Consider the following 23,846-nt stretch of genomic DNA (forward strand, 5'->3'; position numbering starts at 1 on the left):
ATGCCGGGGTCTTGGTTATTTTCCGTAAACATAATTGGGTAACCACAGGGCAATCTGTGGGAATATCATGATCAGCGCCAGACAGACCAACATCACGCCGACAAAGGGCAGAATGGAGCTGTAAATGTCGCGCAAGGTGATCTCGGGCGGAGCCATCGCCCGCATCAGAAAAAGGTTATAGCCGAAGGGCGGCGTCATATAGGCGATCTGCGTGGTGATCGTATAGAGGATGCCGTACCAGATCAAATCGAACCCAAGTGCTGCCACCAGCGGCACATAGAGCGGTGCGACAATGACCAGCATCGCGGTGTCATCCAGAAACGTCCCCATGATCAGAAAGGACAGCTGCATGAGGATCAGGATCATCCAGGGGTTCAAGCCCAACTGTTCAGTAAACAACATATCGATGGCTTTAACCGCCCCCAAACCATCAAAAACCGCACCAAAACCGAGGGCGGCGAGAATAATCCACATGAACATGCAAGAGATCGCCAGCGTCTGGCGGACGGAGGTTTCAAACACCTGCCGGTTCATGCGGCCTTTGAGGACGGCGGCCAGAAAAGCGGTGATCGCGCCGATGGCGGAACTCTCGACCAGCGAGGTCCAGCCATTCACGAAAGGCACCATCATGGTCATGAAGATCACAACCGGCAGCAGTCCCGCGCGCAGCAGGCGTATCTTTTCCCCAAGCGGAACTGTGCGCTCTTCGGGCGGCAGGACCGGCCCAAGCGACGGGTTCGCCTTGCAGCGCAGGTAGATATAGAGAATGAACGCGCTCGCCATCATCAGCCCCGGAAACACGCCTGCAAGCCAGAGTTGCCCAACGGGCTGGCGCGCGATCATCGCGTATAATACCAGAACCACCGAGGGCGGCACAAGGATCCCCAAACTCGATCCGGCCTGAATAACCCCCGTTACCATGCGCTTGTCATAGCCGCGCCGCAGCAGTTCCGGCAGCGCGATGGTTGCGCCAATGGCCATGCCCGCCACGCTCAGCCCGTTCATCGCCGAGACCAGCACCATCAAGCCGATCGTTCCAATCGCCAGACCGCCTGACACCGGCCCCATCCAGACATGGAACATCTTGTAGAGATCATCGGCGATTTTGCTCTCTGAGAGCACATAGCCCATGAAAATAAACATCGGCAGGGTCAGCAGCGGATACCATTTCATCAGCTTCATGGCGCTTGAAAACGGGATGTTCATCCCGCCTGGCGTCCAGAGTAACACGGCGGCCACCGCGGCCACCCCGCCAATTGCGCCGAACACGCGCTGGCCCGTCATCATCATCAGCATCATGGAGGCGAACATGAAGATCGCGATCATCTCATAGGACATTGAGATCGACCTCGCGCAGAGTGGCAATATCCTTGATCAGCTCGGAAATCGCCTGAAGCAGCATCAGAAAAAAGCCCAGAACCATAATGGATTTGACCGGCCAGATGTAGGGCCGCCAGGCGGTGCTGGAGCGTTCCAGACGACCAATTTCTTCGGTCCCCGTGAGCAGGCCCGCAAGATAAGCCGCCGGTTCCTGCCCCCAATAGCCCAACGAATAGGCGGTGGAACTGAGGCCCCCATAAAACAGAATGCCTAGATAAAAGATCAGCAAAAGCACGGTGAACGCATCAAACCACGCCTTCTTGCGCGTGGACCAGGTGCCATAAAACAGATCCATGCGCACATTCGCACCCATCTGCACCGCGTATGGCCCCCCCATGATGTAATAGGCGACCATGGCGAATTGCGCGATTTCCAGCGTCCAGAGCGAGGGCAGGAAAAACGTCTTGGACACCGAGGACCACAGCAAAATCGCCATCATCACGAAAATGCCGTACATCATCATGCGCCCGATCCGGTAATTCACGGCGTCCACGACGCGCACATAGAGAGCGGCCAATCGCATCATGATTGTGCCTCGATGGTTGCGGCAACCGATGCGCAAAGCCAGGGGGTCAGCATTTCGGCCATCGCGCGCTGTGCGTCCTGCGTGGCGATCAAGTCATTGCGTAGTTCCAGCATGACATTCAGCAAACCGCGTTTGATCCCGTGTTCCTTGAGCGTGTGCGTCACGCCATCCTCCGGTCCGTAGGGTTGATTACGCTCGGTTTTCAGATCGGTATGGGCCGACGCATGCGCCAGCATCGCATCGCCCAGACGCGCGTCTGCATCATGCAACACGCCGATTTCAACAGGGCGCGACTGGCCGAGGTAAATGGGCGTAAAACTGTGAATTGTGATCATCACGCGGGCTTCTGAGGCGTCCAGAACCTGCGACAGGGCCGTGCTGAAAGGAGTATAGACCTGCGCTACACGTGCTGCCCGCGCCGCTGCGCTCAGTTCAATATTACCTTTTACATCAAAGGCTTCGCTGCGCATAGGCATGGCATCGGGGGCCTCAGGCGGGCGGTTGCAATCATAAATCAGGCGCGACACGCCCCCCGCCACCAAAGGCGCATCCAGCAGATCCGACAGATGCCGCGCCACACCTAACGCACCGGGATCCCATGCGATATGGCTATCACGCGCGCCCCTGCTCAACCCCAAATCCCCAAAAGCGTCAGGGATGAAATTCGATGCGTGTTCGCACACCAGCACAATGCCCGACGCCCCGCTTTCGCGGCTGACAACAGCGGGTGTAAACCCCACATCAGACATGGTTTCCAGCGTCATTCGTCCTCCATTTGTCACAAACCTCTTGCCGGATCGGGATTCTGTCAACACAATAATGAAACTATTGTTTCACTTTCTGCACTCCTGTAACAAAATCCATCAAAACACGGGCAACCCCTTTGCAAACACCCGACCTCACCATCGCAGATCGCATTCAGGCCCGGCTGGACACGCTGACACGGGCCGAACGGCAGCTGGCCGATTCCATCTTGCAAAACTACCCGGCCTCCGGCTTGGGGCCCATTTCAGCATTGGCCCATGACGCAGATGTTTCCACGCCGACAGTCGCGCGCATGGTTCAGAAACTGGGTTTCAAGGGCTATCCGGAATTCCAATCCGACCTGCGCGAAGAGCTCAAGGCCAAGGTCCAAAGCCCCATCGCCAAACATGACACCTGGGCGACGGGCGTACCCTCGGGCCATATGCTCAACCGCTTCACCGATGCGGTGATCGACAACATCCGCCAATCACTGGCCCAAATCGACACTGGCGATTTCGACACGGCCTGCGCGCAGCTCGCCGATACCACGTCCCGATTGCATATTGTCGGCGGGCGGATCACCCATACCATGGCGGAATACCTGTTCCTGCACCTGCAAATGATCCGCCCGGATGTGATTCACATCCAATCGACCTCCAATACCTGGCCGCATTACCTGCTGGACGTGAAACCGGGGGATACCTTCGTAATTTTCGATGTGCGCCGCTATGAGAGCAATACGCTGAAACTGGCGGAAATGGCGCATCAGCGCGGGGCGAAAATCATCCTGTTTACCGATCAATGGCGCTCGCCCGTGCACCGGTTGGCGGAAATTTCATTCTCCAGCCGCATCGTGGTGCCATCAGCCTGGGATTCCGCCACAACGACGCTCCTGCTTGTGGAGACCGCCATCGCCGCCGTGCAGGATCTGATCTGGGATGACACCAAAGACCGGATGCAGACGCTTGAAGACATGTTTGATCAGACCAAATTATTCCGTAAATTCACCTGACGCCTGCACCACCCCATACCACCCTGCACCACAACGAAAGGCCGCCCATGACACCGCATGACCGACGCCCCCAAAACGGCCTGTCCCATGTGATCGGTGATACCTCTTCGCCGCTCCTCAACCTCACGATTCCGGATCTGCTGACAGGGACTGTTGCCGATATGCCGGAGCATCCGGCCGCAGTGTTCCGGGCGCAGAACATCCGCTGGACATATGCTCAATTCAGCCGCGAAATCGACCGTCTCGCAGGCGGGCTGCTCAGCCTTGGCATTGAAAAGGGCGACCGTGTGGGCATCTGGTCGCCCAACCGCGCGGAATGGTTGCTGACGCAGTTCGCCACAGCCCGTATCGGCGCGGTGCTGGTCTGCATTAACCCGGCCTATCGCCTTGCGGAACTGGAATTTGCGCTCAACAAAGTGGCCTGCAAAGCCCTCATCACCGCTCGATCGTTCAAATCCTCCGACTATACTGGCATGTTGAGCAACCTCGCATCCGGTGCCATTCTGCCCTCAGAACGACTCCCCCATCTCCACCATATCATCGTCATGGGTCCAGACATCCCGGCCGGTATGCGCAGCTTTGATGCCCTCTGCGCCAAAGGCGACGCCGCCTGCGTCAATCTCGATGCCATCACCGCGACGCTCGATCCGGCAGACGTGATCAATATCCAATTCACCTCCGGCACCACCGGCAATCCCAAAGGGGCAAGCCTCACCCATCACAACATCGTCAATAACGCACATTTCGTGACACAGGCGATGCGCTTCACACCTGCCGACAGGCTCTGCATCCCCGTCCCCTTCTATCACTGCTTCGGCATGGTCATGGGCACCCTGGGCTGCGTCACCAAAGGGGCCACCATCGTGGTGCCCGGCGAGGGTTTTGATCCCCGCGACACCCTCAAAGCCGTCTCAGAGGAGGCCTGCACCGCGCTCTTCGGCGTGCCCACGATGTTCGTCAACGAACTGGCCCTGCCAGATTTCCCCGATTACGACCTCTCCACCCTGCGCACCGGGGTCATGGCCGGTGCGCCTTGCCCGATCGAGGTCATGAAACAGGTGCAATCCAAAATGCACATGCGCGATGTCACCATCTGCTATGGCATGACCGAAACCTCGCCCGTGTCCTTCCAAAGCAATATGGATGATCCACTGGAGCAACGCGTCGCCTCGGTCGGGCGCATCCATCCCCATGTCGAAGTACGCATCGTTGACGCGGACGGAAACACCTTGCCCATCGGCGCTCAGGGCGAATTACACACGCGCGGCTACTCTGTGATGAAAGGTTACTGGGATGAACCCGAACAAACCGCCGCCTGCATCGATGCGCGGGGGTGGATGCACACCGGCGATCTTGGCACTTTGGACGCCAATGGGTATTGCGCCATCACCGGACGCCTCAAGGATATGATCCTGCGCGGCGGTGAAAACATCTATCCGCGCGAAATAGAGGAGTTTCTCTACACCCACCCCGATATCGCACAGGCGCAGGTCTTCGGTATTCCCGATGCGGCCCTGGGTGAAATCGTCTGTGCGTGGATCGTGCCCCGTGACCGCGCGACCCCAACGCCCGAAACAATCCGACAATTTTGCAAAGACAACATCGCGCATTTCAAAGTACCCGCACATATCGTCTTCAAAACCAACCTGCCCATGACCGTCACGGGCAAGCCGCAGAAATTCATCATGCGCGAACAGATGATCGCTGAACTCGCGTCCGCACCAACACCGGCTCAATCCTGAAAGGATTGAGCCGGGACATGTCGTGTGGCGTAGCCACCCATTTGGATCAGACGGCGCCGCTATACTCACCGCGCGCGGGATACTCGTTGGCAATCGCGAAATCCAACGCGCCGACCAGTTCCGAGAAATGCGGCCGCACAAATGGCATCGTCTGCACCGACCCATAATACAGCGTCTGTTGCGGTGTCACCATGAACAATCCCGGCTCTGAAAACAGCGCGGGCTCCTCGATACCGATGGATGTCTTGCCGCGCGACGTGGAAACATAAAGCCCCCATGCGCGCGCCTTGCTCAGGCTCAGATCATAGCCAAAGCGTAAGGATTTCGCCGCGATCTTATCGGCCATCGCCTGCGTGCGCTCTTGACCATCCGAACTGATCGCAATCGTTTTAACGCCGCGCGGCGCAAAATCCGCAGTGCGCTTTTCCAGTTCCGCCAGATAGGTCGCGCAAAGCGGGCAGTGCAATCCCCGGTAAAAGCAGACGACCGTGCCTTTTTCCGAACCGTGCTTCGACAAATCGAAAGTCCCGCCACCCAACAGTGGCAACTGAAGGTCCGGTGTTTTTTCGCGCGGCATTAGCATGATTGAATCCCTTTCATGGCTCCACCGCGCTCGTCGCATGAAAAAACCAACGAGACCAGAGCCGCCGCTTCACGTATCCTTGTGATTTCTTTATACCCCCTGGGGCTGCCAGCGGATTATGCTTTCGCGCCGGGCTTGGTTGTTCAATACCCTACGCAGGTTCCTACACTCACCTGGTGCGGCGCATAGGCAGGCGCGCCCCGTCCTCATCAAACACGCCATCCGACCAAAACGTCCAAGGAACGAAATAATAGATATCACGACTGACCCCTGCGATCCGCCCCCTGGTTCTCTCTGGCATTCGACGCTCTTACAAAGCACCAAGGCATCATGCTCCTTCGTGTTGATCAGAGCGCGCTGTTCCCGTCGGACAGATCGCCGAGACGCCGTCTGAAACGCGCCCATCAACAGGCGCGCTCGGCTTTGCACCTTTTCGTTTGTGCCATCGTTGCGCCTTGATGCTGGAACGCGATGGCTCGTTTGGATCACCCCTGGCCCGATGATCGACGCCCGCCTGCGCTTTACCAAACCTGCATTATTCTTGCACAGGCCCTGACCTGCTGCGCGACCGCCCTTTGGACGCGGGTGCATCAGCGAGATATTTCACTTCTGCACAAACTGGAGAGTTCCTCTCTCAACCCAAGGGCCGCAACGCCCCCCTAAACCGAAGCCATGCCAAAGATCTCGGCACGCGGCGACAGATCGATTTCCATCATACTAGGCTTTCACGCCTGTGCTCTCGCGCGTTGGTTCAAAGCCAACTCGAAACCTCCAAAGCCGTGAGAGAGCCCCTTGCCCCGCGCCGTGTCACAAGGCTATAGCGGGGTCATCCAATCACCCCAACCAAGGCGTTTCCCATGTCCTTTGACCGTACCCTTAAAATCGCCCCCTCTATCCTCGCGGCGGATTTCGCCAATTTCGGCTCGGAATGCGAAGCTATCGAAGCACAGGGTGCCGATTGGGTCCACGTCGATGTGATGGATGGGCATTTCGTACCCAACATCACCTTCGGCCCCGCGACCTGTGCCGCGATCCGCCCGCATATCAAGGGCGTGATGGACGTGCATCTGATGATCTCCCCCGTCGATCCCTATATCGATGCCTTCGCACAGGCCGGTGCCGATGTGATCACCGCCCATATCGAGGCGGGTCCGCACATCCACCGGACCCTTCAAGCGATCCGTGGTGCGGGTGCCAAGGCAGGTCTGGCGCTTAATCCCGTCACCCCGGCCAATACGGTGGAACACCTACTCGACATGGTCGATCTAATCTGCGTGATGACCGTAAATCCCGGTTTTGGCGGCCAGAAATTCATCCACTCCCAGATCGACAAGGTGCGCCAACTGCGCGCGATGATTGGCGATCGCCCCGTACATATCGAGATTGACGGCGGCGTTGATCCTTCCACGGCACCCTTGGTCGCAAATGCCGGCGCGGATGTTCTGGTCGCCGGTTCCGCCGTGTTCAAGGGCGGCTCGGTATCCGACCCCGCACCTTACGGCGCAAACATCCGCGCCATCCGCGACGCTGCAAATGGTACCTACGTCTGAGGGCTCACAGACCGATAGGGTGCGCGTGTAAGGTGGGCTTCAGGCCACCTTGGCCCCAGCGCAGATTTTCACGAAACCCGTTTGAACACACCAGACGCCTTGGCGATCAAAACACCTGCTTCACCCCGCACCTCCGCCTCCGCATGGACGATCTTGCGCCCCCCACCTGAAACATGGCCGGTGGCCACGACCTTTCCGGCGGTCACGGCGGCGACGAATTGCGTGTTCAACGTCACCGTCACCACGCGCGACAACACCTCCCCACCAAAGCTGAAAGAGGCGGCAAAACCCGCGGCGGAACCCAGCATCATCGCTAGTATCCCCCCATGCAGCGTGCCGTTACGGTTCAGATGTTGCGACGCGATCTCAAGGCTCACCTCAGCCCGCCCCGATACCGGGTCCAGATCGACCTATAGCCGATCAACCAAGGCCTGGTACGCACGAAGTGGGTTAAGACCGGCAAGGTTTCAGAGTTTGGTTTGAGCTGTTGGCAACGAGTATTGTTTCGCAAATATATTCCGATATTGATTTGAATTGGAATATGCATGCAACAGATTTGGTCGGATTAGGAGTTGCGGGCGCACTGGATCGTAAGTGATGCGGAGCTTGGTCTATTGAAGGGCATGTCTGAGCCGCGACGTCTGACGCTTTGCTATTACCTCAAGTATTTTCAACTCCACGCGCAGTTTCCCAGATCGTTGGATTTTGTCTCTCCACAGGTTCTTAAGTTTTTGGCGTCGCAGATTGGTAGCGCCGATGGTGATGGGCTTCCCGTCGTTCCGAAGAGAACAGATTGTTTTTATCGACGCCAGATTATCGCGTTTGTTGGTATCAGGCACTTTGACAAGAAGGCCCGCGCGGTTTTCCTGGATTGGTTGGTCGAGCCCGTTTTGCCGAGCGCCCCAAATGAAGCGACATCGGACGCAGCCATTACAGAATGGTTCTTGTCCATGCGAATGATCCGCCCCAAGGCCAAAGCCCTGCGATCCTGGCAAAGGCAGAGCGCCGGTTTGAGCGCATTCTGTTTGCCAGGATCGCAGGGCGGCTTCCCGATGACCATCGGGCGCGCCTTGATGCCTGCTCGAGACGGCGGCTGGCCTTTCTCCCTTTGCCGGAGTGTCGCGCAGTTCCGGTGCAGCCAGCGTCGAAAATCTGCTCAGAACGGTTTCACGCCTGGAAACCGTTTGTGCAGTCGGCTTGGATCAGACGATCCTGGCGGATGTGCATCCTGATATTATTGAACGGTTTTGGTTGCGGGCGGGCACAGAGGATGCGTGGGACATCCGGATGAGACGCGATATGCTTTGCTATGCTGTTTTCTTATTCCCCGCGCAGCAGAGTTGAGCGACGCACGCGGTGATCTTCTGATCAGCATCACCCACAAGATATCTGCCCGTGCGGAAACCAAGGTCATCAAGGAGCTTGTGACCGAGTTTCGCAAGGTCGAGGGCAAGACGACGCATCTGTTCAAGATGGCGCTCGCGGCAGAAGCTGAACCGACCGGTCGAGTGTGCGATGTGATTTTCCCTGTGGTCAGTCAGACGACGATAAGTGGTCTGGCCAATGAATATCGTACCGAGAACCCGTCATTTTCATACCGCGTGCATCGTAAGATACGCCGATCTTACGCGCAGCATTACCGGCGCATTCTTCCGGTGATCCTCAAGACGCTCACCTTTCGGTCAAACAATCAGAGCTGGCGCCCGCTTCTGGATGCCCTTGAAGTTTTGATCACAGACACAAGCAGGAAACCGCAATACTTTTCTCTCGATGAGGTGCCGCTGGACGGTGTTGTCAGACCCAAGGGGCGAGATATTGTCATTGAACCCGGACCCGGCGGGCAACCCCGCCTCAACCGCCTCGACTATGAGATTTATGTCCTTCAAAGCCTGGGGGAGCGTCTGCGCACCAAGGCAGTATGGATTGAAGGCGCGACCAGGTGCTGCAATCCGGATCAGGATTTGCCACAGGATTTTGACGATAGAAAAGAGCAGTATTTCCAGGATATTGGACAGCCATTGGAAGCGGATCTTTTCGTCGAACGCCTCAAGGGTGATCTCATCACCGCCCTGGACGTTTTCGACCGCGATCTGCCCTCCAACAAAGACGTGGTGCTGAAATCGCGGAGCGGCAAAACCCGGATATCGCTCAAACCACCGGAGGCTCAGGATGATCTGGCCATGCTGGATGCACTGAAGGAGGAATTGACCCGCCGATGGCCCATGACCCGCCTGTTGGATGTGCTCGGGGAAGTCGATCTGCGCATCGGCCTCACCAAATCCTTCCCCACGGCAGGCGCGCGACAAACCCTGTCCGGTGATGAGGTATCCCGCAGGCTTCTACTGGCGCTCCATGGGATCGGTACCACTATCGGGCTAAAGGCTGTCGCGGCCGGACCGTATAATGTGACCTACAAAGAGCTGCTCTATATTCGGCAACGGTTCATACACAAAAATGCATTGCGCGCCGCAACCCGTGCCATTGCCGATGCCACGAACCGCATTCGCGCCACAGACATCCGGGGCGATGGCAGCAGCAGTTATGCGTCAGATTCTACCCAATTTGCATCCTGGGATCAGAACCTGATGACCGAGTTGCATCAGCGTTATGGCGGGCGGGGTGTCATGATCTACTGGCACGTCGATGCGAAGGCGACCTGCATCCATTCGCAGCTGAAACAGGTATCTTCCTCAGAAGTGGCGTCGATGATCGAGGGCGTTTTACATCACGGTACCGATTTGGAGATTGATCGCCAGTTTGTTGACACCCACAGCCAGAGCGTTGTCGGCTTTGCCTTTTGTTATTTGCCGGGGTTTGAGCTCATGCCCCGGTTTAAAGGAATAGCACGTCAAAAGCTGGTGCGGGCTCTTCCAAAACCCGAACGCACCCATCCAAATCCTGATCCGCTGTTTGCACCCAAGCCGATCAATTGGGACCTGATCACTCGGCACTATGATGCAATGATCAAACTGGCGGCGGCCCTGAAACAACGCACCGCGGAACAAGAGGCCATTCTACGCCGTTTCATCCGCGGCCAACCGGCCAAAGTCACCCGGTGTTTGCGGCTCTTTTGGAACTCGGCAAAGCAGCCAGGACGATCTTCCTGTGCCAATACCTCAGTGACAAAGGTTTGCGCCGCGAGATCAATTCTGGCCTAAACGTGATTGAACGCTGGAACGGGGTGAACGACTTCATCTTCTACGGCAACGGTAATGAGCTGGTGTCCAACCGGCGCGACGACCAGGAGATCCCGGTTCTGTCATGGCATCTATTGCAGGCCAGCATGGTCTATGTGAACACACTCATGATCCAGGATGTCCTCGCGGATCAGGTGTGGCGCACGAAAATGACCGCCCGCGATATGGCGGCACTGAACCCGCTGCCATACAGCCATATCAACCCATACGGTGTCTTTGACCTCGATATGACCACGCGCCTGCCCCTGAACGATATACTGGTGGCGGCATGACCTGTTCCAAAACTCATAATAAACGGAACGATATTTTGTGCGTTCAAAACCAGCGCCTTACAGAATCCGCAATTCCGTTCCGTATCAGCGCATCAAAACAGGCGCAAAACCATGCTGATCGGCTATGCGCGCGTTTCCATGACAGGACAGAACCTTGAAGCACAAATAGAGCCCCTTCAGGCCAAGGGCTGTGACAAGATATTCCAGGAGAAACTGACTGGGTTTGATCGCCGCCGCCCGCAACTGGAAAAAATGCTGAGCGCCCTTCACCCAAATGATATGCTCATCGTCACCAGCCTTGACCGGTTGGCGCGATCTACGCATGATCTCTTTGTGATAAACCGAAAAGTGGAAGTCGCAGAGGCAACGTTCCGATCACTCCGAGAGCCCTGGGCGGACACTACAAGTTCGATGGGAAAGTTCTGACTTACTGTTTTTGAAGGACTTTCCGAGCTGGAACGAAATCACATCAATGAACGGACAAATGACGGAAGCGCCTCCGCACAAAAACGCGGTGTGAAATTTGGCAGAAAGTTCAAACTCGCAATGCATCAACAAGACCAGGTCAGAACCATGCTTCACAAAGGGCAACCACTCCACGCCATCGCCCGCCACTCGTTTGGGCGACGACAATCGACAGGATAAAACGGGTAACGCAGCTCAGCTGAAAATCTTGCCGTTTTTACCCCCCTTCTTGCGTACTGGGCCAAGCCCTTGCGCGCCACTCACGGCAACCTCAGGCGGAGAGGGCAATGAACCGCTCCAGATGATGATCACAATCGCCAAACCTGTGATCGGCCATCACAATGCACTTGGCCAGATGCGCTAATTCGTATTCCTGCGTCATGGCGATGCCTCCGTGCATCTGGATCGTCTCTTCCGCAACCAGCCGCCCCACACGCCCCATCATATTTTTTGCCGCCGCCACATAACGCTCACGCGTAACCCTGTCGCTCGCAACATGCCCCGCCGCATTGATCACAGCAGAGCGCGCCTGCTCTACCTCGATCAACATATCCGACATCCGATGCGCCAAAGCCTAAAAACTGCCAATCGGGCAACCGAACTGTTTGCGCGTCATCAAATACTCCTGCGTCAGCGCCACCGCCGTCTCCATCGTCCCCAGCGTCTGCGCGCATTGCGCCACGCTTGCTGCCGCGACCCGTGCCTCAATAGCCTCAAACATCTGCCCCGCCCGACCAAGACGCGCGCTTTCCCGTAGGCGCACATCCTCCAAGAGGACCTCACCCGCACGGCCGCCCGCCACCAGCCCATAGCCCTGAACGATCACGCCCGCTGTCTCGCGCGGCACGACAAACAACGAAATCCCCACCTGATCATACACCGCACCGCTCTCGCGCGCCGACACGATCAACATATCCGCAGCTTCGGCATTGACCACCACGGCCTTGCGCCCACTCAACACAATCTGGCCGCTCTGCGCTTTGGCCGTCGTTTCCACCCGGTTGAGGTCATAGCGGCTTGCCGGCTCACCATGGGCAAAGGCCAGATGCATCCGCCCCGCGATCACATCCGCGATCATTGCCTTCTGCGCCGCATCCCCCACATCCGCGATCAACCCACCGGCCAGCACGCCTGTATCCAGAAATGGCTCAACGACGCCCACGCGGCCCAATTCTTCGAACACCACGGCCAGATCGAACCCACCGCCGCCAAAGCCACCGATGCTGTCGTCAAACAACGCACCGATCACGCCCAAATCCGCCAGCTCCTGCCAAATCTGCGGCGACATCCCCGCATCGCCGGCCAAAATCTCATTGCGCACGCCTGTGCCGTATCGTTCTCGCAGAAACCGGCGCAAGCTGTCCTGCAACATCTGCCGCTCCTGGGTCAAATCAAAGTTCATTTCGCCCCTCTCAACCTCGCCTTGGCGATGATTTCGCGCTGGATTTCATTGGATCCGCCAAAGATCGACAGCTTGCGGTTGTTGAAATACTGCTTTGCCACCGGCCCCGCCTGCAGCGGATCGGGCGGCGCATCATTGGAGCCTTCAACCGCCTCGGAGGCAAAGGGCATGGCGTAAATCCCCGCCGCACGGCGCGCCAGATCGTTGATTTCCTGCCGGATCACCGTGCCTTTGGCCTTGAGCATGGAGCTTTCCACGCCCGATGCCTGCCCCGCCGCCGCCTTTGAGATCATCCGCAAATTAGTGGTGGACATCGCCATCAAATCAATCTCCACCTGCGCCAGCCGCGCGGCGAAATGGGGGTTCTCGATCAACAGCCTACCGCCCGCCATCTCGGCGCGCGCGATGCGTTTGACCGCCGTCAGCCCGGACTGCGAAAACCCGATACCCGCAATATTCGTGCGCTCATGTGTCAGTAGATATTTGGCATAAGTCCAGCCCTTGTTCTCCTCCCCCACAAGGTTTTCCACCGGCACGCGCACATCGCTGAACCACACCTCATTGACCTCCGCACTACCATCCAGCAGCACGATGGGGCGTACTTCGATGCCGGGCGTTTCCATGTCGATGAGCAGGAACGAAATCCCCTCCTGTGGCTTGGCTGCTTTGTCCGTGCGCACCAGGCAGAATATCATGTTGGCGTGCTGGCCCAGCGTCGTCCATGTCTTCTGCCCGTTGACCACGTAATGATCCCCGTCGCGTATGGCTGCACAGCGCAGTGAGGCCAGATCGGACCCCGCCCCCGGCTCGGAATAGCCCTGACACCACCAGTCTTCCCCACTCAGAATGCGCGGCAACCAGTGATCCTGCTGCGTCTTGGAACCGAACTTCTGCAACACCGGGCCCAGCATAGACAACCCGAACGGCACGATGCGCGGCGCATGAGCCAGCGCGCATTCCTCTTCGAAAATATGGCGCTTCACCGCGTCCCATGCGGCCCCGCCAAAGGCCACCGGCCAGTTCGGCGCGAGCCAACCCCTGGCGTTCAGAATGCCATGCCAACGCTCATGATCCGCTTTGCCCAACACCGCCCCCCGGCGCACTTTCTCGGATAAATCAACGGGCAAGGAACGCGCCAAAAACGCGCGCACCTGCGCGCGAAAGGCCAGTTCCGCTTCGCTATATCTCAGATCCACATCCGCCCCTCTTTCCTATCCGCTCATCCGGCCTTGTTCAGGTCATCGAAATTGCGCCCCTCACTCACCAATTGCTGCAACAGCGGTGCGGGCTCCCAGAAAAACACATCTTCCTGCGCGAACCTTTCGACATCCGCCAGAAGCGCGGGCAACCCCAACAGATCGGCCCATTTCAGCGGCCCGCCCCAGAAACGCGGAAACCCGTAGCCAAAGAGCAGCACCATATCCACATCCAGCGGACGGCGTGCAATGCCCTCGCCCACGACCCGCGCCGCCTCATTCGCCATCGCCGCCATATAGCGGCGGGTAATTTCCGCATCTGTAAAGTCGCGCGGTGTGATGCCCCGCGCGGCCCGTTCCGCCTCGATCAAACTCATGACGTCAGGGTTCGGCGTGCCGACCCGCTGGCCTTGTTCATAGGTGTAAAACCCCGCACCCGTCTTCTGCCCGAAATGCCCCGCTTCACAAAGCCGATCCGCATATTTCCCAACCCGCGCGCGCGAATCAAGGTGGGGCGCGCGCCGCTTGCGCATGGCCCAGGCGATGTCGAGCCCGGCCAGATCGGCCATCGCAAATGGCCCCATGGCGAAACCGAAATCCGCCAGCGCCGCGTCGATCTGAAACGGGCTGGCACCGTCAAGCACCATATGATCGGCGGCGCTGCGGTAGGTATTGAGGATCCGGTTGCCGATGAACCCGTCGCAAACGCCCGCGCGCACCGCGACCTTCCCCAGCCGCTTGCCCAGCGCAAACCCGGTTGCCACCACATCGGGCGTGGTCTGATCCGTCACCACCACTTCGAGCAGCTTCATCACATGGGCAGGAGAAAAGAAATGCAGCCCGATCACATCACCGGCGCGCGACGTGCCGGCGGCGATCTCATTCACATCCAGATAGGAGGTATTGGTGGCCAGCACGGCACCGGGCTTGCAGACCTTATCCAATTGCTTAAACACGGTTTTCTTGGTCGCCATCTCCTCGAAAACCGCCTCGATCACCAGATCGGCGTCTTTCAACGCGGCGTAATCCGTGGCCAGAACCAGCGCATGATCCAGCATCGCATCCTGCTGTTCCTGGCTGATCTTTCCGCGCTTCAAGGCCCCCGCAAGGTTCGCGCTGATCCGACCCCTGGCGGCCTCCGCCACCGCTGTGTCGCGCTCAATCAGACACACGCGCAGGCCCGACAACAGCGCGGCCGTAGCGATACCGGCGCCCATTGTGCCGCCCCCGATGACCCCGACTCCGGTGAGGGCGCGCGGGGCGATGCCCTCAAGGCCGGGCAAATTGCTGACCGCGCGCTCGGCGAAAAATGCGTGGATCATGCCCTGGCGTTGGTCGGTTTCCATCAACTCGCGAAACATCGCCCGCTCCGCCTTGAGCCCCGCGTCAAAGGGCATCTCGACGCTGGCCTGCACCGCCCGTACCGCCTGTGCGGGGGAGATCTGACCGCGCCCCTTGCGCAAAACCGCTGCATAACGCGCATCCCAGTCCACCGGCGCGGGCGCGGGCATCTCGCTGACTGGGCGCCGCGCGGCCTCCTCATACAGCAACGCCTTGGCATAGGCCAGACCAATGGCTTCCGGATCACCGGCCTCAATCTGGTCGATCACCCCCATCGCCAACGCTTCGGGGGCCATCACGTGTCGCCCCGTGGTGATCATATCGAGGGCCGCCTCCACCCCGGCGACGCGGGGCAAACGCTGCGTGCCCCCCGCACCTGGTATCAGGCCCAGATGTACCTCCGGCAGGCCAAGGCGCGCATCCGGCTGCGCAATCCGGTAATGCGCCGATAGTGCAACCTCCAGCCCCCCGCCCAGGCTCACCCCATGCATTGAGGCCACAACCAGAAGCGGCGAGGCCTCGATCCGGTTGCAGACATCCGGCAAATGCGGCTCCAAGGGCGTCTTGCCGAACTCCTTGATATCCGCACCCGCGATGAACGCCCGCCCCGCGCCCACCAGCAGAACCGCGCGCACGCCTGTGTCCGCTTCGGCGCGGTCCATCCCCGCCATCAGCCCCCCGCGCACCGCATGGCTCAGCGCGTTTACCGGCGGGTTTTCCAGACGCAGAACAGCCACATTCCCGTGGCGCGCATAGGCAATCTTATCATTCATCTTTGTTCTCCCTCACCGATCGTGGCACCATACGGCCATGATACCACGCCACGCGCAAGGGTCACCGCCCGCTCAGCGTTGATAGATAAAACAGCGCCCCGGCACCGCAGCCTCCGGCAAATCAATCTCCTTCAGGTCATCAAAATACATCCGGTCGCTGGAAACCATCAACCCGTCGGGTGCCAGCAAAGGTGCGATCATGGGCGAAACCCGCCGCGCAAACGCATCGTTTTTGGCCGCATCATGCCCGCCCAGATCCGCATGGATCAACCGCGCAACCGCCCCGAACCGCTCCAACGCTGCGGGCAAAGTTTCGAACACATCGCCCAGCAAGACGCGATCCTCGGGCGGGGTGCTGTCCGGGTGCGAGGCCACGGCGCGCTCAAACACATAGATATCGCGCGGCGGCAGGATTTGGCACATATGGTGATAGGTGCGCCCGTTCCCGAGCCCCAATTCGAACACCGGCCCCGAAAGCTTCGCCGTGAGCGTGGCCGCGTGGTCGAGACAGGCGCGTTGGGACACCATACGGTCGATGAAGAGGTCGAGACGGCTCATGCTGGTTCCTTTTGCAAAATACTGATCCTCCCCCATGCCTGTTTTGTTCAAAAAAGTGTAGCGGAAAGCCACTCACTCATCTGTGCGCTGGACGTTGGGCGCGAAATCAAGTTGACTGATCCTGCCGGGGAGCGGCCATTTGGATCGAATGAGCAAGGAAGAGACAGTAAACGTGGGGACCCCGCTGCTTGAGGTAGAGGATCTGAGCATTGGCTTTGGCGCGGGCGATGCGGTCGTGCAGCGTGTGTGCTTTAAAGTCATGCCCGGAGAGACCCTCGCGCTGGTCGGCGAAAGCGGCTCGGGGAAGACGATCACCTGCCGCTCCGTGCTGCGCATCCTGCCCGCCGCCGCGCAGATCCGCAGCGGCAGCATTAATTTCAACGGCAAGGGCGGGGTAATGAACCTGCTCGCGCTCAAGGAACGCGCCATGCGCGACATCCGGGGCGATCAGATCTCCATGATCTTTCAGGAACCGATGCATTCGCTCTCGCCCCTGCACCGACTCGGCGATCAGGTCAGCGAAGTGCTCTATCTGCACAGCGACATGAGCGCATCCGAGGCCAAAAAGACCGTTCTGGACACGTTTGATCGCGTCGGCTTTCCAGATCCCGAACGGGTCTGGCGCTCCTACCCTTTCGAGATGTCGGGCGGCATGCGCCAGCGCGCGATGATCGCCATGGCCATGGTTGCCAAACCCGACCTTCTGATCGCGGATGAACCCACGACGGCGCTGGATGTGACCACGCAGGCACAGGTGCTCGGCCTGATCAAGGATTTGCAAAAAGACATCGGCATGGCGGTGATCCTTGTCACCCATGACCTTGGCGTGGTGGCAAATATGGCCGAAACCGTGGTGGTTATGAACAAGGGTCGTGTGATGGAAAGCGGCCCGGCCCCGGCGGTTCTGGGCGCGCCTGCGCATGGCTATACGCAAAAACTCTTTGCCGCCGCCCCGATGATCCCGCAGGTCGCAGCCCCCGCGCGTCCCGCCACGCAGGACGATCCCATCCTCGAGATGCGCGGTGTTTGCAAGACCTATACCATGCGCGCGGGCGGCTGGAGCAAACCCGTCGCCATCACGGCATGTCACGAAATCAACCTGTCGCTGGGGCGCGGCAAAACGCTGGCCGTGGTCGGCGAGAGCGGCTCGGGCAAGACGACCTGTGCGCGGCTCGCCTTGGGCGCGGAACTGCCCGATGAGGGCGGCGAGGTCCTGTTTCGCGCCACACCCGACGCACCCGCCGTGCAGATCAACGCGATGTCGCGCACCGAGCGCGTCTCCTTTCAGCGCCAGGCCCAGATGGTGTTCCAGGACCCCTACTCCTCGCTCTCCCCGCGCATGCGCGTGCAGCAAGCCCTGACGGAACCGATGGAAATCCACAACCTCGGCACCAAATCGGACCGCTATGACAAGGCGGCGGAAATGCTGCGTTGGGTTGGGCTGGAGCCCTCCATGCTCAGCCGCTATCCGCATGCCTTTTCGGGGGGCCAGCGCCAGCGCCTGTCGATCGCGCGCGCCCTGACCCTGGACCCGGTCTTGCTGGTCTGTGACGAGCCGACTTCGGCGCTGGATGTATCGGTGCAGGAACAGATCCTCACCCTGCTCGAAGACATACGTGACCGTATGGGTCTGAGTTACCTGTTCATCAGCCACGACCTCGCCGTTGTCGCACGTATTGCCGATGAGGTCGCCGTCATGCGCCAGGGCGTGGTGGTTGAACAGGCCGCACCTGACACGCTGTTTTATAACCCCCGCCATCCCTACACTCAGGCGTTGATTGCCGCGCAACCCGAACCGGATGTGAACCGACCCATCGATCTGGCCCTTGTCGCCAAGGGGGCCGGTGCCCCGTCAAGCTGGCCCGAGGCGTTCCGTTTTGATGGTCAGCAAGCCCCCGCCCTGCGCGAGTTGGACCCCGGACATAAGGTACGCTGTCATGCTTAAACCCCTTGCCCTCCTTCTCTTGATGTTGGCCCTTCCCCTCAGCGCGCAGGCACAAATACAGGTGGCGCGCAGTGAAGCCCCCGTCGCGCAGCCCAAGAGCACCGCGCCTAAAATGCAGACCGCCACATCTGAACTCCTGGCTGCGCCGCCTCAGGAAAGCAGCTTTTGGCAAAAGGAAGTCGCCAATGGCAACCTGCCCCCCGTCACCGCGCGCATGCCCCGCGAGCCGCTGGTGGTTGACCTGCCCGCCAAGGGGCGCAGCTTCGGCGAGCAGGGCGGCACGCTGCGCACCCTCGTGTCGCGCTCCAAGGACGTGCGCCAGATGGTGGTTTACGGCTATGCCCGCCTTGTGGGCTATGATCAGGATTACAACCTTTATGCGGATATCCTGCGCGACATAGAAGTGGTGGAGGGGCGTAAATTCACCCTGCATCTGCGCAAGGGGCACCGTTGGTCGGATGGGCATCCCTTTACCTCGGCCGATTTCGAATACTGGTGGAAACATGTCGCCCAGAACATCGAAATCAGCCCCGCAGGCCCGCCCCAGCATATGATCATGGACGGTGTGCTGGCCGAAATGACCTTCCCGGATGCGCATACCGTGGTCATCGAATGGCCGACCCCGCACCCGCAATTCCTGCAACTGCTGGCGCAGGCCAGCCCGTTTTTCATCTACCGTCCGGCGCATTACCTCAAGCAGTTCCACGCTGAATTTACCGATGCCAAAACGTTGAAACGCGCGGTCAAAAAGGCGCGATTGCGCTCCTGGGCTCCGCTGCATAACGACCGCGACAACATGTATAAGTTCGATAATCCCGAACTGCCGACATTGCAGCCGTGGATGAATGCGACCGGCACGAAATCCAGCCGCCACCTGTTTGTGCGCAACCCCTATTATCACCGCATGGACGCGCGCGGCGTGCAATTGCCCTATATCGACATTGTGGAAATGACCATCGTGGGCGGCGGTCTGATCGCGGCCAAGGCAAATGCGGGCGAGGTCGATTTGCAAGCGCGGGGCCTCGATTTTCCCGATATTTCGATCCTCAAGAAGGGCGAAACCGATGGCGCGGGCTATCGCACGCTGCTCTGGGCCAATGGCGCGGCCAATCAGATCACGATTTATCCCAACCTCAATTTCGCCGATCCGGTCTGGCGCGATGTGATCCGCGATGTGCGCTTCCGCCGCGCGCTCTCGCTTGGCATCGACCGGCGCATGATCAACCGCGCACTTTACTTTGGGCTGGCCAAGGAAGGCGGTATGACCGCGCTCGCCCAGAGCCCGTTTTTTGACCCGGCGAACCTCTTTTCATGGTCGATCTATTATCCGGCCAAGGCCAATGCGCTGTTGAATGAAATGGGGCTGGTGGAACGCACCGCCGATGGCATCCGCAAATTGCCCGACGGGCGGCCCATGGAATTCGTGATCGAAACCGCCGGTGAACGCCAGGAGGTCGAAAACGCGCTGGCCATCATCACCGATACCTGGCGCGAGATCGGGATCAAACTGATCATGCGTCCGCTGGACCGCGACATCCTGCGCAACCGCGTCTATTCGGGCCTGTCGATGTCCGCGGTCTGGTTTGGCTGGGACAACGGTCTGCCCCAACCCTATACGCCTCCGGAATACCTCGCACCGACGCATCAGGAGTTCTTTGCCTGGCCCAAATGGGGGCAATATTACCAGACCGGCGGCGAGGTCGGCGAAGCGCCTGACATGCCCGCCGCCAAGCGTCTGATGCAATTGAGCTGGGATTGGGACCACACCACCGACATCGAGAAACGCGCCGCGATCTGGCGCGAGATGCTGGCCATCCACGCGGATGAACAATTCGGCATCGGCATCCTGGCGGAGGCCCCGCAACCCGTCGTGGTATCGGACCGCCTGCGCAATGTGCCCGAGGTGGCTAAATGGGCCTGGGATCCGGGCGCGCATTTCGGCATCCACCGGATCGACGAATTCTATTACGATGACCCGTTCCAGCAGTTGACCAAATCCCAATGATGTTTCTGCGCTACGCTATTTTTCGGTTCATCACCATGCTGCTCACGCTCTGGGCGGTGTCGCTGTTGATCTTCATCATCATCAACCTGCCTCCCGGTGATTACCTCTCCAACCAGATCGCCGAATTGCGCGCCACCGGACAGGCCGAAGGTGTGGCCAAGGCGGAATTCCTGCGTACCGAATATGCGCTCGACCGCCCCATCTGGGAACAATATCTGATCTGGGTCGGCATGGCGCCGGGTCCGCAAGGCTGGTACGGCCTCATTCAGGGCAATTTCGGCTGGTCCTTCGAATTTGACCGCCCCGTGTCCGAGGTTGTGGGCGATGCGCTCTGGCTCACCGTTCTGGTCAATCTGGCGGCTGTGCTCTTTGTCTATCTGGTCGCCCTGCCGCTGGGGGTGATCGCGGCGGCGAAATCCGAAACATGGGTGGATTACACGGCGGCATTTGTCGGGTATCTGGGTCTGGCCACACCGAACTTCCTGCTGGCGTTGATGCTTTTCTACTATGGAAACAAATACTTCGACCTGCCCATCGGCGGATTGATGGACCCTGTCTATGAGGGCGAGCCGATGTCTTTTGACAAGGTCAAATCCATCCTCATCCACTTGATCGTACCCACCTTCGTGATCGGCACCTCCGGCGCGGCCGCGATGATGCAACGCCTGCGCGCCAATATGCTGGACGAACTCTCCAAACCCTACGTGGAAACCGCCAAGGCCAAAGGGCTGGCACCGGCGAAACTTCTCGCCAAATACCCGCTGCGCATGGCCTTCAACCCCTTCGTCGCGGACATCGGCAACCTGCTGCCCGCGATGGTCTCGGGCTCGGTGCTGGTCTCTGTCGTGCTGGGCCTGCAAACCATCGGGCCTTCTCTGCTCACAGCCCTGAAATCACAGGATCAATTCCTTGCGGGCTTCGTTTTGATGTTCGTGGCGCTGCTGACCCTGATCGGGACGATGATCTCTGATCTGTTGCTGGTTTTGCTGGATCCACGCATCCGTTATGGGGCGCGCGGCTCATGAGCAAACTCCCCGATGGTCGCTATGTGGACGATGCCCCCTATTATGACAATATCGACCTCTCAGCACTGGAACGTTCGGACATGGATGCGCCCAACTGGGTGCTGGTCTGGCGCAAATTCAAACGCCACAGGCTGGGGCTGATATCGGGGCTTTTCCTGCTCTTCAGCTACCTGATGCTCCCCGTTGCAGGCTTTATCGCGCCCTATACGCCCAATGAACGCAGCGCTGATTACCTCTATGCGCCGCCGCAATCCATCAACCTCTGGCATGACGGCACATTCATCGGACCATTTGTGTATCCCACCACGGCCACCGCCGATCTTGTCAACTATCGCTGGACCTACGAGACCGATACGACGCGCCCGATGCCGCTGCAATTCTTCTGTGACGGCGATCAATATAGGCTCTTCGGCCTGATCCGCTCCAACACGCATCTGTTCTGCGCACCCGAAGGGGCCACCGTGTTCCTCTGGGGCTCGGACCGCCTGGGGCGCGACGTGTTCAGCCGCATCCTTTACGGCGCGCAACTGTCGCTCACGGTCGGGCTGATCGGGATCACCGTGTCCTTTGTGCTGGGTATCTTCTTTGGCTCCATCGCGGGCTATTTCGGCGGCAAGACCGACTGGATCATCAACCGCGTGATCGAGGTGCTGCGCTCGCTGCCCGAACTGCCGCTCTGGCTGGCGCTCTCCGCTGCCGTACCGTCAAACTGGAGTCCGGTGTCGGTATTCTTCGTGATTTCGATCATTCTGGGCATCCTGGACTGGCCCGGCCTCGCGCGGGCCGTGCGCTCCAAATTCCTGTCCCTGCGCGAAGAAGAATACGTGCGCGCGGCTGAAATGATGGGGGCCAAACCGGGCCGCGTGATCCGACGGCATTTGTTACCGAATTTCATGTCGCACCTGATTGCCTCTGCCACCCTGTCGATCCCGGCGATGATCCTGGGCGAAACCGCGCTCAGCTTCCTCGGCCTCGGTCTGCGCGCCCCCGCCGTCAGTTGGGGCGTGATGCTGAATGACGCCCAGAACCTGGCGAGTATCGAAATATACCCCTGGACGGCGATCCCGATGTTGCCGATCATCTTTGTGGTGCTGGCCTTCAACTTCCTCGGCGACGGGCTGCGTGCCTCGCTTGACCCCTACAAGAGCTAAGCCCCGAATGGCTCAGAAGAAGATGGACTCCTCGACTTGATCAATCAGCGACTGCGCCTTGGTTTCGCAATCCTGCGGGCTGTCGATAATACAGGTTCTGGCATAGCCACGATAGATAACGCTGGTCTGAGTATAGGTCCCGGCTTGCCCTTCAACGGTGCGCTCGCGGATTTCGTAAACCTGTCCGGCATTGAAACCCTTCTCCAACACTGCAGTCCTGCGCGTCTCATCCGTGACCGTCGCGCAAGCCGCGAGCAGAGCGGTGATCGCCAGTGCATTCAATGTCCAAAGTCTCACGATGCCGCTTTCCCTTACTACAGTCTTAAACCTAAACTACCAGGCCGCGCGGGCCAATCCCTTTCGCGGGCTAGGGACAAGGCGACCCCGCCCCATTTTAGACGAACGGCTGATTTTGACAGTTCCCGTGGTGTCACCAATCAGTCTTCGGTGGGGGCGATAAATTGGGGAGTCTCCCGAACATACGACCAACCTTGTTTTGCCACCACCTTGGCGTGGGTTGGTTGCCCGAAACCAAACGCATTTCTTGCAAGAAGCTCCACCATTGCGCTGGTAGCGCGACAAAGTCGCTATGAAGCAATGTTGTCTCATCGCCCTCAGACCTTACGAGCATCAATCCTGGCGGAACGTCCTCATCTCCTTCGTCCCACCTCAATTCTAGTAAACCGTCCGTCCATCGGTCTACCTTGTGCGCGCCATGTTTGGTTGTGTTTGCAACATCTACACACAGCCCATGCATCGGTATTTTTTGCGATAACCTTTTTAAAAATTCTTTTTCATCTGACTTGCGATCTTCGGTCCGTTCATTCTTTTTCCATGCCTGCATGGCCCACTTTTCTAGCGACCATGCGGAAATACACGCATTGAGCGCGGAATAAACCAGCGGTTGGCTTTCATCAGGATATGATCGTTGAAAATCCGAGAAAATATCAATGTCCCAATACATCTTCTCCCATGCTTG

General features: G+C 58.9%; 23 protein-coding genes and 1 pseudogene. 12 read left to right on the forward strand and 12 right to left on the reverse strand.

Translation table 11 applies throughout. The features are described 5' to 3' along the window. Positions 1–15: 15 nt before the first annotated feature. Genes ROLI_RS15370 through ROLI_RS15380 form a run of 3 tightly spaced genes read right to left on the reverse strand, consistent with a single transcriptional unit; the run spans position 16 to position 2,670 of the window. Entirely contained in the window at positions 16–1,338 is a 1,323-nt protein-coding gene (locus ROLI_RS15370; RefSeq protein WP_187432225.1) for a TRAP transporter large permease subunit, read from the reverse strand. Further along, positions 1,328–1,903 (reverse strand): TRAP transporter small permease subunit, encoded by a 576-nt coding sequence (locus tag ROLI_RS15375; protein ID WP_187432232.1) that lies wholly within the window; start codon positions 1,901–1,903, stop codon positions 1,328–1,330. Before ROLI_RS15375 ends, ROLI_RS15370 begins: the two co-directional genes overlap by 11 nt. Further along, positions 1,903–2,670 carry an N-formylglutamate amidohydrolase gene (locus ROLI_RS15380; RefSeq protein ID WP_262386705.1) on the reverse strand — a complete coding sequence of 256 codons (768 nt, stop codon included), beginning with the start codon at positions 2,668–2,670 and terminating at the stop codon, positions 1,903–1,905. Before ROLI_RS15380 ends, ROLI_RS15375 begins: the two co-directional genes overlap by 1 nt. 119 nt (positions 2,671–2,789) lie before the next feature. On the opposite strand from ROLI_RS15380, the gene ROLI_RS15385 reads away from it, so the two are divergent. Continuing rightward, on the forward strand, positions 2,790–3,662 hold the full coding sequence (locus tag ROLI_RS15385; protein WP_187432226.1) for a MurR/RpiR family transcriptional regulator: 873 nt from the start codon (positions 2,790–2,792) through the stop codon (positions 3,660–3,662). A 47-nt stretch (positions 3,663–3,709) separates the two neighbouring features. Next, a complete protein-coding gene (locus tag ROLI_RS15390) occupies positions 3,710–5,404 on the forward strand; it encodes an AMP-binding protein (protein ID WP_187432227.1) in 1,695 nt (564 codons plus the stop codon). 46 nt (positions 5,405–5,450) lie between these two features. Here ROLI_RS15390 and ROLI_RS15395 read toward each other — a convergent pair whose 3' ends face one another. Together ROLI_RS15395 and ROLI_RS15400 are read right to left on the reverse strand one after the other, a co-directional pair. Beyond that, complete coding sequence (locus tag ROLI_RS15395; RefSeq protein WP_187432228.1) at positions 5,451–5,987, reverse strand: peroxiredoxin-like family protein; 537 nt, start codon at positions 5,985–5,987, stop codon at positions 5,451–5,453. A gap of 169 nt (positions 5,988–6,156) precedes the next feature. Further along, positions 6,157–6,288, reverse strand: a complete 132-nt coding sequence (locus ROLI_RS15400) for a hypothetical protein (RefSeq protein ID WP_338469193.1) — start codon at positions 6,286–6,288, stop codon at positions 6,157–6,159. A gap of 556 nt (positions 6,289–6,844) precedes the next feature. Between ROLI_RS15400 and rpe the strand changes: the two genes are divergently transcribed. Beyond that, positions 6,845–7,537, forward strand: coding sequence for a ribulose-phosphate 3-epimerase (gene rpe / locus ROLI_RS15405; protein WP_187432229.1), 693 nt, complete (start codon positions 6,845–6,847; stop codon positions 7,535–7,537). Positions 7,538–7,605: 68 nt separating this feature from the next. On the opposite strand, the gene ROLI_RS15410 is transcribed toward rpe, so the two are convergent. Beyond that, positions 7,606–7,914, reverse strand: coding sequence for a PaaI family thioesterase (locus tag ROLI_RS15410; protein WP_187432230.1), 309 nt, complete (start codon positions 7,912–7,914; stop codon positions 7,606–7,608). 195 nt (positions 7,915–8,109) lie between these two features. Between ROLI_RS15410 and ROLI_RS23845 the strand changes: the two genes are divergently transcribed. The 5 genes from ROLI_RS23845 (at position 8,110) to ROLI_RS23855 (ending at position 11,651) form a co-directional block, all read left to right on the forward strand. Next, on the forward strand, positions 8,110–8,769 hold the full coding sequence (locus tag ROLI_RS23845; RefSeq protein WP_187432231.1) for a DUF4158 domain-containing protein: 660 nt from the start codon (positions 8,110–8,112) through the stop codon (positions 8,767–8,769). Positions 8,770–8,811: 42 nt separating this feature from the next. Next, positions 8,812–10,695 carry a Tn3 family transposase gene (locus ROLI_RS15415; RefSeq protein ID WP_338469194.1) on the forward strand — a complete coding sequence of 628 codons (1,884 nt, stop codon included), beginning with the start codon at positions 8,812–8,814 and terminating at the stop codon, positions 10,693–10,695. Next, positions 10,593–11,006: a Tn3 family transposase gene (locus ROLI_RS15420; protein WP_316247445.1), complete on the forward strand. Its 414-nt coding sequence runs from the start codon at positions 10,593–10,595 to the stop codon at positions 11,004–11,006. The genes ROLI_RS15415 and ROLI_RS15420 overlap by 103 nt, the downstream gene beginning before the upstream one ends. Before the next feature lie 138 nt (positions 11,007–11,144). Continuing rightward, a complete protein-coding gene (locus ROLI_RS23850; protein WP_350340419.1) occupies positions 11,145–11,432 on the forward strand; it encodes a recombinase family protein in 288 nt (95 codons plus the stop codon). Between the two features lie 90 nt (positions 11,433–11,522). Beyond that, entirely contained in the window at positions 11,523–11,651 is a 129-nt protein-coding gene (locus ROLI_RS23855; RefSeq protein ID WP_187432241.1) for a helix-turn-helix domain-containing protein, read from the forward strand. A gap of 91 nt (positions 11,652–11,742) precedes the next feature. Here the strand turns inward: ROLI_RS23855 and ROLI_RS15430 are convergent. From ROLI_RS15430 to ROLI_RS15445, 4 genes and pseudogenes are all read right to left on the reverse strand, one after another. Beyond that, a pseudogene (locus ROLI_RS15430) lies at positions 11,743–12,873 on the reverse strand (acyl-CoA dehydrogenase family protein). Then, positions 12,870–14,069: an acyl-CoA dehydrogenase family protein gene (locus ROLI_RS15435; protein WP_187432240.1), complete on the reverse strand. Its 1,200-nt coding sequence runs from the start codon at positions 14,067–14,069 to the stop codon at positions 12,870–12,872. Before ROLI_RS15435 ends, ROLI_RS15430 begins: the two are co-directional and overlap by 4 nt. 23 nt (positions 14,070–14,092) lie before the next feature. Continuing rightward, positions 14,093–16,183, reverse strand: coding sequence for an FAD-dependent oxidoreductase (locus tag ROLI_RS15440; protein ID WP_187432239.1), 2,091 nt, complete (start codon positions 16,181–16,183; stop codon positions 14,093–14,095). A gap of 72 nt (positions 16,184–16,255) precedes the next feature. Then, a complete protein-coding gene (locus ROLI_RS15445; protein WP_187432238.1) occupies positions 16,256–16,741 on the reverse strand; it encodes a class I SAM-dependent methyltransferase in 486 nt (161 codons plus the stop codon). Between the two features lie 148 nt (positions 16,742–16,889). On the opposite strand from ROLI_RS15445, the gene ROLI_RS15450 reads away from it, so the two are divergent. From ROLI_RS15450 to ROLI_RS15465, 4 genes are all read left to right on the forward strand, one after another. Continuing rightward, positions 16,890–18,686 (forward strand): ABC transporter ATP-binding protein, encoded by a 1,797-nt coding sequence (locus tag ROLI_RS15450; protein ID WP_187432244.1) that lies wholly within the window; start codon positions 16,890–16,892, stop codon positions 18,684–18,686. Positions 18,687–18,798: 112 nt separating this feature from the next. Further along, positions 18,799–20,691 carry an ABC transporter substrate-binding protein gene (locus tag ROLI_RS15455; RefSeq protein WP_187432243.1) on the forward strand — a complete coding sequence of 631 codons (1,893 nt, stop codon included), beginning with the start codon at positions 18,799–18,801 and terminating at the stop codon, positions 20,689–20,691. Next, the gene (locus ROLI_RS15460) at positions 20,688–21,716 is read left to right on the forward strand and encodes an ABC transporter permease (RefSeq protein ID WP_187432237.1); all 1,029 of its coding nucleotides are present in this window, start codon (positions 20,688–20,690) and stop codon (positions 21,714–21,716) included. The genes ROLI_RS15455 and ROLI_RS15460 overlap by 4 nt, the downstream gene beginning before the upstream one ends. Further along, positions 21,713–22,867, forward strand: coding sequence for an ABC transporter permease (locus tag ROLI_RS15465; protein ID WP_187432236.1), 1,155 nt, complete (start codon positions 21,713–21,715; stop codon positions 22,865–22,867). The genes ROLI_RS15460 and ROLI_RS15465 overlap by 4 nt, the downstream gene beginning before the upstream one ends. Before the next feature lie 12 nt (positions 22,868–22,879). On the opposite strand, the gene ROLI_RS15470 is transcribed toward ROLI_RS15465, so the two are convergent. Then, positions 22,880–23,164, reverse strand: a complete 285-nt coding sequence (locus ROLI_RS15470) for a hypothetical protein (RefSeq protein WP_187432235.1) — start codon at positions 23,162–23,164, stop codon at positions 22,880–22,882. A 133-nt stretch (positions 23,165–23,297) separates the two neighbouring features. Then, positions 23,298–23,831, reverse strand: a complete 534-nt coding sequence (locus ROLI_RS15475) for a hypothetical protein (protein ID WP_187432234.1) — start codon at positions 23,829–23,831, stop codon at positions 23,298–23,300. Positions 23,832–23,846: the final 15 nt, after the last annotated feature.

It is taken from the genome of Roseobacter fucihabitans (assembly GCF_014337925.2).
Lineage (GTDB): Bacteria > Pseudomonadota > Alphaproteobacteria > Rhodobacterales > Rhodobacteraceae > Roseobacter > Roseobacter fucihabitans.

What these genes read in the sequence shown, in the direction of transcription:
- ROLI_RS15445 (WP_187432238.1), bottom strand. Translation starts at nt 16,741, where the DNA reads ATGAGCCGTCTCGACCTCTTCATCGACCGTATGGTGTCCCAACGCGCC.
- ROLI_RS15370 (WP_187432225.1), bottom strand. Translation starts at nt 1,338, where the DNA reads ATGTCCTATGAGATGATCGCGATCTTCATGTTCGCCTCCATGATGCTG.
- ROLI_RS15465 (WP_187432236.1), top strand. Translation starts at nt 21,713, where the DNA reads ATGAGCAAACTCCCCGATGGTCGCTATGTGGACGATGCCCCCTATTAT.
- ROLI_RS23850 (WP_350340419.1), top strand. Translation starts at nt 11,145, where the DNA reads ATGACAGGACAGAACCTTGAAGCACAAATAGAGCCCCTTCAGGCCAAG.
- ROLI_RS15455 (WP_187432243.1), top strand. Translation starts at nt 18,799, where the DNA reads ATGCAGACCGCCACATCTGAACTCCTGGCTGCGCCGCCTCAGGAAAGC.
- ROLI_RS15400 (WP_338469193.1), bottom strand. Translation starts at nt 6,288, where the DNA reads ATGCCAGAGAGAACCAGGGGGCGGATCGCAGGGGTCAGTCGTGATATC.
- ROLI_RS15375 (WP_187432232.1), bottom strand. Translation starts at nt 1,903, where the DNA reads ATGCGATTGGCCGCTCTCTATGTGCGCGTCGTGGACGCCGTGAATTAC.
- ROLI_RS15460 (WP_187432237.1), top strand. Translation starts at nt 20,688, where the DNA reads ATGATGTTTCTGCGCTACGCTATTTTTCGGTTCATCACCATGCTGCTC.
- ROLI_RS15440 (WP_187432239.1), bottom strand. Translation starts at nt 16,183, where the DNA reads ATGAATGATAAGATTGCCTATGCGCGCCACGGGAATGTGGCTGTTCTG.
- rpe (WP_187432229.1), top strand. Translation starts at nt 6,845, where the DNA reads ATGTCCTTTGACCGTACCCTTAAAATCGCCCCCTCTATCCTCGCGGCG.
- ROLI_RS15395 (WP_187432228.1), bottom strand. Translation starts at nt 5,987, where the DNA reads ATGCTAATGCCGCGCGAAAAAACACCGGACCTTCAGTTGCCACTGTTG.
- ROLI_RS15390 (WP_187432227.1), top strand. Translation starts at nt 3,710, where the DNA reads ATGACACCGCATGACCGACGCCCCCAAAACGGCCTGTCCCATGTGATC.
- ROLI_RS15475 (WP_187432234.1), bottom strand. Translation starts at nt 23,831, where the DNA reads ATGTATTGGGACATTGATATTTTCTCGGATTTTCAACGATCATATCCT.
- ROLI_RS15380 (WP_262386705.1), bottom strand. Translation starts at nt 2,670, where the DNA reads ATGACGCTGGAAACCATGTCTGATGTGGGGTTTACACCCGCTGTTGTC.
- ROLI_RS15450 (WP_187432244.1), top strand. Translation starts at nt 16,890, where the DNA reads ATGAGCAAGGAAGAGACAGTAAACGTGGGGACCCCGCTGCTTGAGGTA.